The organism is Nocardia lasii, from assembly GCF_042658545.1.
Taxonomy (GTDB): Bacteria; Actinomycetota; Actinomycetes; order Mycobacteriales; family Mycobacteriaceae; genus Nocardia; species Nocardia lasii.
In genome coordinates this window covers 110326-123597 of the sequence record NZ_JBHSQN010000017.1, presented here as the reverse complement: position 1 = coordinate 123597, position 13272 = coordinate 110326, and the positions used below count along the sequence as shown (strand labels likewise).

12 protein-coding genes, 1 tRNA gene and 1 pseudogene are annotated in these 13272 nt (G+C 67.1%); 12 read left to right on the top strand and 2 right to left on the bottom strand.

Features of this window, described 5'->3' with window-relative positions; translation table 11 throughout:
- Nucleotides 1-19 precede the first annotated feature (19 nt).
- From lgt to ACFP3H_RS25770, 6 genes are all read left to right on the top strand, one after another.
- Nucleotides 20-1150, top strand: a complete 1131-nt coding sequence (gene lgt / locus ACFP3H_RS25795) for a prolipoprotein diacylglyceryl transferase (protein WP_378609822.1) — start codon at nt 20-22, stop codon at nt 1148-1150.
- 191 nt (nt 1151-1341) lie between these two features.
- Nucleotides 1342-1863: a TM2 domain-containing protein gene (locus tag ACFP3H_RS25790; protein WP_378609821.1), complete on the top strand. Its 522-nt coding sequence runs from the start codon at nt 1342-1344 to the stop codon at nt 1861-1863.
- Nucleotides 1864-2025: 162 nt separating this feature from the next.
- Complete coding sequence (locus ACFP3H_RS25785; protein ID WP_378609820.1) at nt 2026-2784, top strand: amino acid ABC transporter substrate-binding protein; 759 nt, start codon at nt 2026-2028, stop codon at nt 2782-2784.
- Between the two features lie 3 nt (nt 2785-2787).
- Complete coding sequence (locus tag ACFP3H_RS25780) at nt 2788-3459, top strand: amino acid ABC transporter permease (protein WP_378609819.1); 672 nt, start codon at nt 2788-2790, stop codon at nt 3457-3459.
- A gap of 145 nt (nt 3460-3604) precedes the next feature.
- Complete coding sequence (gene pyk / locus ACFP3H_RS25775) at nt 3605-5023, top strand: pyruvate kinase (RefSeq protein ID WP_378609818.1); 1419 nt, start codon at nt 3605-3607, stop codon at nt 5021-5023.
- Between the two features lie 2 nt (nt 5024-5025).
- Nucleotides 5026-5916, top strand: coding sequence for an acyl-CoA thioesterase (locus tag ACFP3H_RS25770; RefSeq protein ID WP_378609817.1), 891 nt, complete (start codon nt 5026-5028; stop codon nt 5914-5916).
- A 7-nt stretch (nt 5917-5923) separates the two neighbouring features.
- On the opposite strand, the gene ACFP3H_RS25765 is transcribed toward ACFP3H_RS25770, so the two are convergent.
- Nucleotides 5924-6310 (bottom strand): hypothetical protein, encoded by a 387-nt coding sequence (locus tag ACFP3H_RS25765; protein WP_378609816.1) that lies wholly within the window; start codon nt 6308-6310, stop codon nt 5924-5926.
- 115 nt (nt 6311-6425) lie between these two features.
- Nucleotides 6426-7037 (bottom strand): arsenate reductase/protein-tyrosine-phosphatase family protein, encoded by a 612-nt coding sequence (locus ACFP3H_RS25760; protein ID WP_378609815.1) that lies wholly within the window; start codon nt 7035-7037, stop codon nt 6426-6428.
- Between the two features lie 310 nt (nt 7038-7347).
- On the opposite strand from ACFP3H_RS25760, the gene ACFP3H_RS25755 reads away from it, so the two are divergent.
- The 6 genes and pseudogenes from ACFP3H_RS25755 to ACFP3H_RS25730 form a co-directional block, all read left to right on the top strand.
- Nucleotides 7348-7434, top strand: a tRNA-Leu gene (locus tag ACFP3H_RS25755).
- Nucleotides 7435-7597: 163 nt separating this feature from the next.
- The gene (locus ACFP3H_RS25750; RefSeq protein ID WP_378609814.1) at nt 7598-8209 is read left to right on the top strand and encodes an ANTAR domain-containing response regulator; all 612 of its coding nucleotides are present in this window, start codon (nt 7598-7600) and stop codon (nt 8207-8209) included.
- Nucleotides 8210-8481: 272 nt separating this feature from the next.
- Complete coding sequence (locus tag ACFP3H_RS25745; RefSeq protein ID WP_378609813.1) at nt 8482-9639, top strand: branched-chain amino acid ABC transporter substrate-binding protein; 1158 nt, start codon at nt 8482-8484, stop codon at nt 9637-9639.
- Between the two features lie 72 nt (nt 9640-9711).
- On the top strand, nt 9712-10749 hold the full coding sequence (locus ACFP3H_RS25740) for a branched-chain amino acid ABC transporter permease (protein ID WP_378609812.1): 1038 nt from the start codon (nt 9712-9714) through the stop codon (nt 10747-10749).
- Nucleotides 10746-12182 carry a branched-chain amino acid ABC transporter permease gene (locus ACFP3H_RS25735; RefSeq protein WP_378609811.1) on the top strand — a complete coding sequence of 479 codons (1437 nt, stop codon included), beginning with the start codon at nt 10746-10748 and terminating at the stop codon, nt 12180-12182. The genes ACFP3H_RS25740 and ACFP3H_RS25735 overlap by 4 nt, the downstream gene beginning before the upstream one ends.
- Nucleotides 12183-12292: 110 nt before the next feature.
- Nucleotides 12293-13186, top strand: a pseudogene (locus ACFP3H_RS25730) (ABC transporter ATP-binding protein); the annotation flags it as partial.
- Nucleotides 13187-13272 lie beyond the last annotated feature (86 nt).

Genomic DNA, 13272 nt, shown 5'->3' with positions numbered 1-13272 from the left:
GCGGGGCTGAACTAACGTGGTGGCCGTGAACTCAGTCCTGGCCTATATTCCGAGTCCGCCGCAGGGTGTCTGGCATCTCGGGCCCTTTCCGCTGCGGGCGTACGCGCTGTTCATCATTCTCGGGATCGTCGTCGCCATCTGGTGGGGTGAGCGGCGCTGGCAGGCCCGCGGTGGGCAGGCGGGCGCGGTGCTCGATGTCGCGATGTTCGCGGTGCCGTTCGGGCTGATCGGCGGGCGGGCCTACCACGTGGCCACCGACTGGCAGAAGTACTTCGGCGAGGGCAAGAATCCGGTCGAGGCGCTGTATGTGTGGCAGGGCGGGCTCGGCATCTGGGGCGCGGTGGCCTTCGGCGCGGTCGGCGCCTGGATCGGCTGCCGGATCTACAAGATCCCGCTGCCCGCGCTCGGCGACGCGATCGCGCCCGGGGTGCTGTTGGCCCAGGCCATCGGCCGCCTCGGCAACTACTTCAACCAGGAACTCTACGGTCGCCCGACCGAACTGCCGTGGGGTCTCGAGATCTACGAGCGGTTCGATCCCGAGACCGGCGCGCGCGACATGATGAACGGGGTGTCGACCGGGCGGGTGCTCGAGGTCGTGCAGCCGACGTTCCTCTACGAGCTGCTGTGGAACGTGCTGATCGTGATCGCGCTGGTGCAGATCGACAAGCGCTTCAAGATCGGCCACGGCCGCCTGTTCGCCCTCTACGTGGCCGGATACAGCTTCGGGCGCTTCTTCGTGGAGTTGCTGCGCAGCGACGAGGCGACCCACATTCTCGGCATCAGGATCAACTCCTTCACCGCCGCGCTCGTCTTCCTCGGGGCCATGGCGTATTTCGCGCTGGCGACCAAGGGTCGGGAGAATCCGTCGATGTTGCAGCCCGCGCTGGTCGAGGGGTTGCGGCCGTGGCCGTGGCAGATCGCCGAGCTTCGTGCGCTCGGGGCCGCCGAGAACGCGGTCGCCGACGGTGGTGTCGACATCAGCAAGAAGTCGGATTCGGTTGCGGCCGAGGATGATTCGGCGAAGGAAGGCACCGCCGAGACACAGTCCGAGATCGCCGCGGTGGCCGCGGCGGAAACCGAGCCCGCCGCCGCGAAGGATTCGGTCGACGAGGACGCGGAATCGACGAAATCGGGTGCGAAGAAGTCCTGAGGCAACATCGCCGCTGTCCACCGCGATAACAGTGGACAGCGGTGCGCGTTCGATCGGGTGGTACCCGAGAAGACAACTGTGGGCAGTACCGGCGAGAATGTGCCGTGATCGTCGCGGGCGCACCGCCGTTCGGCCGATCGCCACTGGCCGGGGGCCACAACGGGTACCCGCACGAATGAGGAGGACATTTAGTGACAGACCCCTACAATCCCAATCCGCAGTACGGTCCTGACCTGAGCAAGCAGCCCGACTCCGGCTCGCAGCCGCAGTACGGCCAGCCCGCCTACGGTCAGCCCTCGGATCCGTACGCCCAGCAGCCCGGCTACGGCCAGCCGCAGCAGCCCGCCTACGGGCAGCCGCAGTACGGCCAGCCCGCTGACCCGTACGCGCAGCCGCAGCCCGGCTACGGCCAGCCGCAGTACGGCGGGATGCCACAGGGGTACAACCCGAACGATCCCGAAGCCCCCTACGGCCGGGACATGTACGGCGTGCCGTTCTCGGACAAGCAGAAGCTGATGGCGGGTCTGCTGCAGATCTTCCTCGGCGGCTTCGGCGTCGGCCGCTTCTACCTGGGCTACACCGGCATCGGTATCGCCCAGATCGCCGTCACCTGGCTGACCTGCGGCATCGGCGCCATCTGGCCGCTGATCGACGGCATCATGATGATCACCGGCAAGGTCCCCGACGTCCAGGGCCGCCCCCTGCGCGACTGATCACTTCCGCCGAACGAACGGGTGTCCCGCATGCGCGGGGCACCCGTTTCGCGTCGGGGGGACCGAGTTCGGATCACGGTGAGTGAAACTGTGGGGTGCTTCGCGGGCAGGCCGTAGCGTCGCTTGGCCTGCGCGTGCTCTGAACGCGCAGCGGAGAAAGGGATGTTCGTGCGCAAATTCATTGCCGCCGCCGTGCTCGCTGTCGTCGCCGCGACGGGTCTGTCGGCCTGCTCGTCCTCGTCGGACCCGAATGTGCTCAAGATCGGGACCGAGGGGACCTACGCGCCGTTCAGTTACCAGGAGAACGGCACGCTCACCGGGTACGACGTCGAGGTCGCGCGGGCGATCGGCGAGAAGCTCGGCAAGCAGGTCGAATTCGTGCAGACCCCGTGGGACTCGATCTTCGCGGGCCTCGAGTCGAAGCGGTTCGATCTGGTCGCCAACCAGGTGACGGTGAACCCGGAGCGCACCGCCAAATACGCGCTGTCGCAGCCGTATACGACCTCCGAGGGCGTGGTCGTGACCAAGGCCGACAACACCGACATCACCTCGCTGGCGAGCCTGGCGGGCAAGACCACCGCGCAGTCGGCCACCAGCAACTGGAGCAAGGTCGCCGCAGGCGCCGGCGCGAAGGTCGAGGCGGTCGAGGGTTTCGTGCAGGCCGTGCAGCTGCTCAAGGCCGGGCGCGTGGACGCGACCGTCAACGACACGCTCGCCGTGGGTGAGTACACCAAGAAGACCGGCGACACCAGCATCAAGGTCGCCGCGCAGACCGGCGAGACCAGCAAGCAGGCCTTCGCCGCCCGCAAGGACGACGCCGCGCTGATCGCCGAGGTCGACAAGGCACTGGCCGAGCTGGCCGCCGACGGCACCCTGGCCCGGTTGTCGGAGAAGTACTTCGGCACCGACGTCAGCAAATAGCGGATGGATCCGGCTACCTGGGAGCTGATCCGGCACAACCTGGTGCCGATGCTGAAGGCCACGGTGACGATGACGTTGCCGCTCACGGCCGTCAGCTTCGTTCTGGGCCTGGCCATCGCGGTGGGTGTCGCGCTGGCCAGGATGTCGTCGCGGCGGGCGCTCTCGGCGCCCGCCCGCTTCTACATCTCGATCATCCGCGGCACCCCGCTGCTGGTGCAGCTGTTCATCGTGTTCTACGCGCTGCCGCAGTTCGGGATCGTGATCGAGCCGTTCCCGGCGGCGGTGATCGCGTTCAGCCTCAATGTCGGCGGGTACGCCGCGGAGGTGGTGCGCTCGGCGATCATGAGCGTGGCGCCGGGGCAGTGGGAGGCCGCGCAATCGCTGGGCATGACCTACCCGCAGACCCTGGTCCACATCGTGTTCCCGCAGGCCGCGCGGATCGCGGTGCCGCCGCTGTCGAACACGTTGATCTCGCTGGTCAAGGACACCTCGCTGGCCTCGACCATCCTGGTCACCGAACTGCTGCGCACCGCGCAACTCGCGGCCGCGCCGACCTTCGACTTCTTCGCGCTCTACGGTGTGGCGGCGCTGTACTACTGGGTGATCTGCCTGTTCCTCGGCTTCGGCCAATCCCGCTTGGAAACAAGACTTTCCAGACATGTCGCACTTCGGTGACAACTGATTTCGTGAACACATGGGTAACTCGTCGGGAACGCTCGGCCCCCGACTCCTCGAAAACCGCCGGTCCGGCCGATAAGTTCTTCGCAGCCTTCGACCGGCAAAATTCGCGGAGAGGCGGATGAGCACTAGGCTGGTCCCCGTGATGCGACGGACGAAGATTGTGTGCACCCTGGGCCCGGCCACTGCCACCCAGGATCGTATTCGTGAGCTCGTCGAAAGCGGCATGGACGTGGCTCGCCTGAACTTCAGCCACGGCGACCACGCCGACCACGCCGACAACTACAAGATGGTCCGCGCGGCCTCCGACGAGACCGGCCGCGCGGTCGGCATCCTCGCCGACCTGCAGGGCCCCAAGATCCGCCTCGGCCGCTTCGCCGACGGCAAGACCGTGTGGGCCAACGGCGAGCAGGTGCGGATCACCGTCGACGACGTGGACGGCACCCACGACCGCGTCTCGACCACCTACAAGGAACTCGCCCAGGACGCCAGGGCCGGCGACCGCCTGCTCGTCGACGACGGCAAGGTCGGCCTGACTGTGGAAGCCGTCGAGGGCAACGACGTGGTCTGCCGGGTCACCGAGGGCGGCCCGGTGAGCAACAACAAGGGCCTGTCGCTGCCCGGCATGAACGTGTCGGTGCCCGCGCTGTCCGACAAGGATGTCGCCGACCTGGAATTCGCGCTCGAGCTCGGCGTGGACTTCATCGCGCTGTCGTTCGTGCGTTCGCCGTCCGACATCGAACTCGTGCACGACATCATGGACCGGGTCGGTCGTCGCGTGCCCGTGATCGCCAAGCTGGAGAAGCCCGAGGCGATCGAGAACCTCGAGGCCATCGTGCTGGCCTTCGACGCGGTGATGGTCGCGCGCGGTGACCTGGGCGTGGAACTGCCGCTCGAGCAGGTGCCGCTGGTGCAGAAGCGCGCGATCCAGATGGCGCGCGAGAACGCCAAGCCGGTCATCGTCGCCACCCAGATGCTCGAATCGATGATCGAGAACTCGCGCCCCACCCGCGCGGAAGCCTCCGATGTCGCCAACGCGGTGCTCGACGGCGCCGACGCGGTGATGCTCTCGGGCGAGACCTCGGTCGGTGCCTGGCCGATCGACGCGGTGCGCACCATGGCCCGCATCGTCACCGCCGTGGAATCGGAAACGTCGCGGGTGCCACCGCTGACCCACGTGCCGCGCACCAAGCGCGGCGTGATCTCCTACGCCGCCCGCGACATCGGCGAGCGCCTCAACGCCAAGGCCCTCGTCGCGTTCACCCAGTCCGGCGACACCGTGCGCCGCCTGGCGCGCCTGCACACCCCGCTGCCGCTGCTGGCGTTCACCCCGATGCCGGAGGTGCGCAGCCAGCTCACCCTGACCTGGGGCACCGAGACCTTCATCGTGCCGATGGTGGACACCACCGACGCGATGATCCACCAGGTCGATATGGCGCTGCTCTCGCTCGAGCGCTACCGCAAGGGCGATCTGGTCGTGATCGTGGCCGGTTCGCCGCCGGGTACGGTCGGTTCCACCAACCTGATCCACGTGCACCGCATCGGCGAAGAGGACCACTAGTAGTGAACAGCTCGATCGAACTCGAAACCAGCGAGCCGACCCCCGATCTGCGGGTGTTGCTCGACCTGCTCGACCTCGAGTCGATCGGGGAGGACACCTTCCTCGGCAACCATCCGGAGAAGGTGTGGAGCCGGACCTTCGGCGGCCAGCTGGTCTCGCAGGCGATCATCGCGGCCGGCCGCACGGCGGGCGAGCGGCCGCTGCACGCGATCAACGCGCATTTCGTGCGCGGCGGCGATGTGAAGAAGCCGATCGAGTATCACGTGCAGCGCCACCGCGACGGCCGCGCGCTGGCCAACCGGACCGTCACCGCCAGCCAGGACGGCCAGGAACTGTTCGTGATGCTGGCCGCGTTCCAGGACTGGGGCAAGGGCCTCGAGCACTCCCACGACGCGCCGATCGTGCCCGACCCGGAGTCGCTGCCGCGGATCGAGGAGAGCTTCGTCGGGTTCGAGGACAAGCTCGAGATGTTCATCAACGCTCCGCACCCGATCGACATGCGCTACACCAACGATCCGGCCTGGATCCTCAAGGGCACCGGCGAGCGGCTCAACCACAATCGGGTGTGGATGCGCACCGACGGCGCGCTGTCGGACGATCCGCTGCTGCACGTGGCCGCGCTGGGCTATTCCTCCGACACCACGGTGCTCGATTCGATCATCACCACGCACGGTCTGTCGTGGGGGCTGGACCGAATCCTCGCGGCGACGGTGAATCACTCGATCTGGTTCCATCGCCCGTTCCGGTTCGACGACTGGGTGCTCTACAGCACCGAGTCGCCGGTGGCGGCGGGCTCGCGCGGCCTGGCGACGGGCCGATTCTATTCGCGCGCAGGCGAATTGATCGCCACCACGGTGCAGGAAGGCGTGATCCGGCACTTCCCGGCCCGCTGAGATCCGCTCAGCGCAGTTCGTGGTCGAGTTCGGGGACCACGACATCGGTGCGCTGGTGCGCGCGCAACGTGAAGGGCACGTCGGTGTCGGCCGCGTAGACGGCCAGCGCGATCCCGTGTTCGAGGTCGGCGATATCGGTGTCGGTGAGTTCGGCCGGATCGCCGACCAGGCTCAACGCGACCTCGTAGGCGCGCTCTGCTCCCGGCGCGCGCTCGGGGCGCCGCTCGCGCCACTGCGCCGCCAGATCGCGATGGACCACATCCTCGGCGTCGACGGGCAGGGTGAATCGCCAGGCGTAGATATCGCGGTCGTGTAGGTGATCGTCGAGGACGTCGCGGATCCCGGCGACGATGCGGTCGAGGATCTCCGGTGTCGCGTACACATGGAGCGACACGTCCGAAATGCGTTTCGGCAAGTCTGTAGTCCCGTCGTGTGTCGAACGAGCAAGGGGCGCCACCACGTCCGCGCCGAAGTGTAATCGCCGGATGGCGCGGCGAACAGCCCCCGCCTCAGCGTGCGCGCTGCGCGGCCGCGAAGGCCGCCGACGGCGCGGCGCGGGCGGGCCCGATGACCAGCCCGCGCGCGCCGTCGGGTACGCGTTGCTCGTGCGGGGCGAGCGCGCCGAGCACCGGGAACAGCAATTCGGCGATGTGGTCGCCCACCTCGAGGAATCGCTCGGGCGACAGGCCGATCGGATCGGCGATGTTGTCTCGACCCACATAGGCCAGATTGTTGCGCGCGCGATGCAGCGCGGCGACGGACTTCGCGCCGGTGACTTTCGCGATGCGATGGACTTCGGCCAGGGTGAAGGTGCGCGCGGCGGCGCCGAACGCCAGTTCGCTCACCTGATCGCGCAGCGATTCGGTCATCGTGACGATCAGATCGGCGCGGTCCATCATTTCCGGCGCGAGTTTTCTGGCTTTGAATCCGGTGGTGTCGCCGCCGAGGCCGGCGATCGTTTCCGCGGCCAGCGGTTCGGGCGGAAAGCCGACCAGGGCCCTGGTTCCGGCGCTCTCGGCGGTGAGGCCGGGTAGTTCGTGCTCGACCGCGAATGCCCGGGTGAGTCGCTCGGCGATCACCGAACGGCAGACATTGGAGTTGCAGACGAAGAGCACGTGCATGTGATTACCGTAATGCGGACGATCGTCACCAAGGCCGCCGGAATTGTAACCATCACAGGGGCGGTACTACCTATTCACCTTTCGGTTGAATGCCGTACATCATTCACGATGCGCGAATACGTTGTGTGCCACCGTATCTGTGTCCGCCGTCACTGATTCCGAATATGATAATTCGATTCGGTAATAATTCGACGTGGGGTCGGCGGGGCTCGCGGCGGGCCCGCGCGGCGGTGGGCGGTCGGGGGCGACCGGGCCGCTGGGCAGGCGGTTCGCTTCTCGGCGTGTCGAGAGGTTATAGTGACCGCGGTGCGCCGGGTTGGCGGAACTGGCAGACGCGACGGTCTCAAAAACCGTTGTCCGAAAGGACGTGTGGGTTCGAGTCCCACACTCGGCACCACGGCGGAAGCGCGGCCTCGGCCGCGCTCCGCGGGGGAGTATCCGGCGCAGGGTGTGCGTGATCTCATCGCAGGCGCGTTCTCAGCGCGGCGGTGGCAGGTACTCTTTACATCGCCGGTCGTGGAGTGATCGACGGGCATCTCCAATCCAGAGGGGTCGAACCTATGAGCACGAATGCAGCCGGCGCCACGCGTGAGGCCGCGGCCAAGCGGGTCGTCGTCGCCGAGGACGAGGCCCTGATCCGGATGGATCTGGTGGAGATGCTCAAGGAAGAGGGCTACGACGTCGTCGGTGAAGCGGGCGACGGGCAGCGCGCCGTCGAGCTCGCCGAGGAACTGCGCCCCGATCTGGTGATCATGGACGTGAAGATGCCGCGTCGCGACGGCATCGACGCCGCCGCCGAGATCGCCTCCAAACGTGTTGCGCCCGTGGTGATCCTGACCGCTTTCAGTCAGCGCGACCTCGTCGAGCGAGCGCGCGACGCCGGCGCGATGGCCTATCTGGTCAAGCCGTTCACCAAATCCGATCTGGTCCCCGCGATCGAACTCGCGGCGAGCCGTTTTCACGAAATCACCGCGCTGGAAACAGAAGTCGCGAATCTGTCGGATCGTTTGGAGACGCGCAAACTGGTCGAGCGCGCCAAGGGCGTGCTCATGCAGACCCAGGGTCTGTCGGAACCGCAGGCGTTCAAATGGATTCAGCGCACCGCGATGGATCGGCGCACCACCATGAAGGCGGTCGCCGAAGTCGTGTTGGAGAACCTCACTCCCCAGTGACGCGTTTCCGCTCTTACCGTCGAGCGGGTCGGAAGCAGGAAATGTTTACGTAAGCGAAACAATAACGTGAACTATTGCTGGACACGAAGCGTCCGACATGATCCGAATGACATGCGGATCTAACAAAGCGGCGCTATGTTCTCTGCGGGCTGAACGTGGTCGGCCCCCCCGGTGAACCCGGGGAGCACAGGACATAGAGGTGAGACGTGCTCAGTTCGACATGGCGCAGTCGTTCGACGCGAGGGGTTCTGGTACTCGGAGCCGCCGCGTCGTTGGTGTTGTCCGGATGCAGTGACAAGTCCTCCGATGGCGGCGGTGGCGGCGACACCGATCTCTCCATCCAGTCGGTTGTCCAGCTCGACACCGAAGGAAAGGCTGTCGGCACCACCGACGCCGGCGAGGCCGCGGATCCCGCGGGCGACGGCAAGGCCAAGTGCGCACCGGTGACCCTCGGGATGGCGGGCCCGCTGACCGGCGGCAACGCCGCGCTCGGCATCAACATCATCATGGGCGTGAAGCTCGCGCTCGACAAGCACAACAAGGCCAATCCGGACTGTCAGGTCTCGGTGAAGCAGTTCGACACCGAGGGCAAGCCCCAGGTCGCGACCAACGTGATCCCCACGATCGTCGCCGACCCCAACATCGTCGGCCTGATCGGCCCGACCTTCTCGGGCGAGACCAAGGCGACCGGCCAGATCCTCAGCGAGGCGGGCATGCCCACGCTGACCGCGTCGGCCACCAACCCCACGCTGACCGAGAACGGCTGGAAGACCTTCTTCCGCGGCCTCGGCAACGACAACTCGCAGGGCCCGGCCATCGCCAGCTACCTGACCGGCGAGAAGGGCTTCAAGAAGATCTGCGTCGTGCAGGACAACACCGACTACGGTGCCGGTCTGGCGCAGGCGTTCATCACCGCGGCCGGTACCTCGGCCGACCCCTCCTGCGCGGTGAACGTCAAGGAAGGTGACAAGGACTTCTCGGCGGCTGTCTCCAAGCTGTCCGCGGCCAAGCCCGACGCCATCTTCTACGCCGGGTACTACGCCGAGGCCGCGCCGTTCGTGCAGCAGCTGCGTTCCGGTGGCGTGACGGCGGCCTTCGCCTCCGCCGACGGCACCAACGATCCCGAGTTCGTCCGCCAGGCCGGTTCCTCGGCCAAGGACGCGCTGCTGTCGTGCCCGTGCAGCCCCGCGCCGGAGAAGTTCGCCGCGGAATACAAGGCGCTCAACGGTCAGGCGCCCGGCGTCTACTCCGTCGAGGGCTACGACCTGACCACGATCCTGCTCAAGGGAATCGACTCCGGTAAGGTCACCCGCGCCGAGCTCGTCGACTACGTCCGTAACTACAACGGCACCGGTGTCGCCCGCCAGTACAAGTGGGGCGAGACCGGCGAGCTGGCCAACATCCAGATCTGGATGTACCAGGTCAAGTAGTTCACATGACGTGTGCAGCGGTGCGCGTGGCAGTGATGCCACGCGCACCGCGCGCCTGACGCGAGAGTAACCATGACATCAGCGGCTTCGCTCGGTGTGACCCTGTTGGCCGAGGGGTCCATCGATTTCAACGTGACCGGGGTGATCGACCAGTTCTGGCGATTGACCGTCGACGGTCTCACCTACGGCTCGATCTACGCTCTGGTCGCGGTCGGCTACACGCTGGTCTACGGCGTGCTGCGACTGATCAACTTCGCCCATTCCGAGATCTTCATGCTCGGCATGTTCGGCACCTACGTGGGCCTGGAACTGCTCGGCTTCGCGCCCAGCGGCAACGTGTACTCCCAGGGTGTGCTGCTCACGGTGCTCTACCTGGGTGTGGCGATGCTGTTCGGCATGATGGTCTCGGGCATCGCCGCGGTGGGACTGGAACGGATCGCCTATCGGCCGCTGCGCAGGCGCGGCGCGAAACCGCTGGCCTTCTTGATCACCGCGATCGGTATGTCGTTCGTGATCCAGGAATTCGTGCACTACATCCTGCCCAAGATCAAGCCCGGCCTCGGCGGTTCCAACGCCCAGACCGGCATCCGGCTGGTGGAGCCGAAGGTGCAGTTCACCTTCCTCGGCGCGCAGGTCACCAACGTGGCGCTGGTGATCTTCGGCGCGGCCGTGGTGCTCGCCATCACTACCGAGATCCTGATCAACCGCACCAAGTTCGGTCGCGCCATCCGCGCCGTGGCCCAGGACCCCGACACCGCGACCCTGATGGGCGTCTCGCGGGAGAAGGTCATCGTGTTGACCTTCCTCATCGGCGGTCTGCTGGCCGGTGCGGCCGCGATGCTCTACACCCTCTACATTCCCACCGGCATCATCTTCTCCGGCGGTTTCATCCTCGGCATCAAGGCGTTCAGCGCCGCGGTGCTCGGCGGTATCGGCAACCTGCGCGGCGCGCTGCTGGGCGGGCTGCTGCTCGGTGTGGCCGAGCAGTACGGGCAGATCCTGTTCGGCACCGAATGGCGTGACGTGGTCGCGTTCGTTCTGCTGGTGACCGTGTTGATGTTCCGACCGACCGGCATCCTCGGCGAGAGCCTGGGGAGGGCACGCGCATGACAGACCTGACGAAGACTCCGCAAGCACCCGTGGCGCCCAAGCAGCGTCACGGCGTCGGCGACGCGATCCGCACCTGGTGGGACGGGCTCTCCCGGCCCGCGCAGTGGGCGGTCGGCGTGCCGATCATCGCGCTGCTCGCGCTGATGCCGCTGTTCCCGCCGCCGCTGCTGGACACCCCAGGGGTGAGTTTCGGTGGCGTGATGGCGCAGTTCGCCATGTACGCGCTGATCGCGATCGGCCTGAACGTGGTGGTCGGCCAGGCGGGCCTGCTCGACCTCGGCTACGTCGGCTTCTACGCCGTCGGCGCCTACACCGTCGGCCTGCTGACCAGCCCGAACAGTCCGTGGAACCAGACCGACGGCGGCTGGCTCGACTCCGGCTGGGCCTGGGTGGCCTGCCTGCCGATCGCGGTCGCGCTGACCGCGCTGGCCGGCCTGATCCTCGGCTCGCCGACCCTGCGCCTGCGCGGTGACTACCTCGCGATCGTGACACTGGGCTTCGGCGAGATCGTGCGCCTGATGGCCGACAACCTGAGCGGGCTGACCAACGGCAGCCTCGGGCTGTCCAAGATCGCCTACCCCGAGGTCGGCAAATCCGAGTCGCATCCGGGCGGTTTCTTCTCCCCGGGCAACCTCGGCGACTCGAGCAGCTGGAACCCGTTCAACCGGGCCAGCAGCGGGACCTGGTGGTTCTGGCTCGGCATGATCCTGGTGATCATCGTGCTGCTGATCATCGGCAACCTCGAGCGCAGCCGCGTCGGCCGCTCCTGGGTCGCCATCCGCGAGGACGAGGACGCCGCCGAGATCATGGGCGTGCCGACCTTCAAGTTCAAGCTGTGGGCGTTCGTGATCGGCGCCTCGGTCGGCGGTCTGTCCGGCGCGATGTACGCCGGTCAGGTCACCTACGTCAACCCCAAGCAGTTCGACATCATCTTGTCGATGCTGTTCCTGTGCGCGGTGGTGCTCGGCGGTTCGGGCAACAAGCTCGGCGTGATCGTCGGCGCGTTCCTCATCGCCTACCTGCCGATGCGGTTGCAGTCGGTGCAGCTGGTGTCCAACGAGTCGACCGGCTACCTGCTGCTCGGCCTCACCGTCGCGGTGCTGATCGGCCTGTGGCTGGTGTGGCGTTGGCGCGGTGATCAACTGGCCGGGTGGGTCCGGCGGGTGATGGTCACCGTGGCGATCTTCGCGGTGATCGCCGGACTGCTGCTGTTCGGCAGTGTGCTGCTGTTCCGTCCGGGCGGCGCGCAGAACCTCGGTGACCTGAAGTACCTCTACTTCGGCATCGCGCTCGTGGTGATGATGATTCTGCGGCCACAGGGTCTGTTCCCGGTGCGGCAGAAGCTGCTCGCCTACGGCAGACAGGTGTACCAGGCCGTTTCGCGCACACCGGTGCGCAAGCAGACGACCGAATCGATCGGAGCGGGTCAATGACGGGGCCGGGCGCGGGAGACGCGCTGTACGACAACGAAGACATGAAGGCCGGCTATCGGCAGCCGCCGTCGGAGGTCGAGCCCGCGGGCGAGGTCGACGTCACCGCGGTGATGCCCGAACTGGCCGACGCCGAGACTGTCGCCGAGGTGGTCGCGCCGCATCGCGCGATCGAGACCGCGGTGGGCGAGCCCCTGTTGCGCACCGACGGTCTGACGGTGAAGTTCGGCGGTCTGACCGCGCTGGACGGGGTCAGTTTCGAGATCCGCCGCGGCGAAATCCTCGGCCTGATCGGCCCCAACGGCGCGGGCAAGACCACCTGCTTCAACGCCATCACCGGCGTGTACAAGCCCGCGTCGGGCAGCGTGCACTTCGACGGCAAGCCGCTGGCCAAGACCAAGCGCAACGAGATCACCCGCATGGGTATCGCGCGCACGTTCCAGAACGTGCGGCTGTTCGGTGAGATGACCGCGCTCGAGAACGTCGTCGTCGGCACCGACGCGCGCCACACCACCTCGGTGCCCGGCGCGGTGTTCCGCACGCCGAAGTTCAAGCGCGAGGAGCGTGATGCCATCGAACGCGGCATGGCGCTGCTCGAGTTCGTCGGCATCGCCCCGCGCGCGGTGGAGAAGGCACGCAACCTGTCCTACGGCGATCAGCGCAGGCTCGAGATCGCGCGTGCGCTGGCCACCGAGCCCAAACTGCTGTGCCTGGACGAACCGGCCGCCGGGTTCAACCCCAGCGAGAAGTCGGCGCTGATGGATCTGATCCGCAAGATCCGCGACGACGGCTACACCGTGCTGCTCATCGAGCACGACATGCGCCTGGTCATGGGCGTGACCGACCGGATCGTGGTGCTCGAGTTCGGGCGCAAGATCGCCGACGGCCTGCCCACCGAGGTGCGCGAGGATCCCGCGGTGATCGCGGCCTACCTCGGTGTGCCCGACGCGGACACGGTCGAGGAGGTGCGCGAGGAATCCGTCGCGGCCGCCGAGGAGGGGGCGACTCCGCCGCCGCTTCCGGCGACCGTGGAGGTGACCGAACGCACCGGCAAGCACGCGGCTGTCGTCGAACCGGCGGTTCCGCTGCTCGA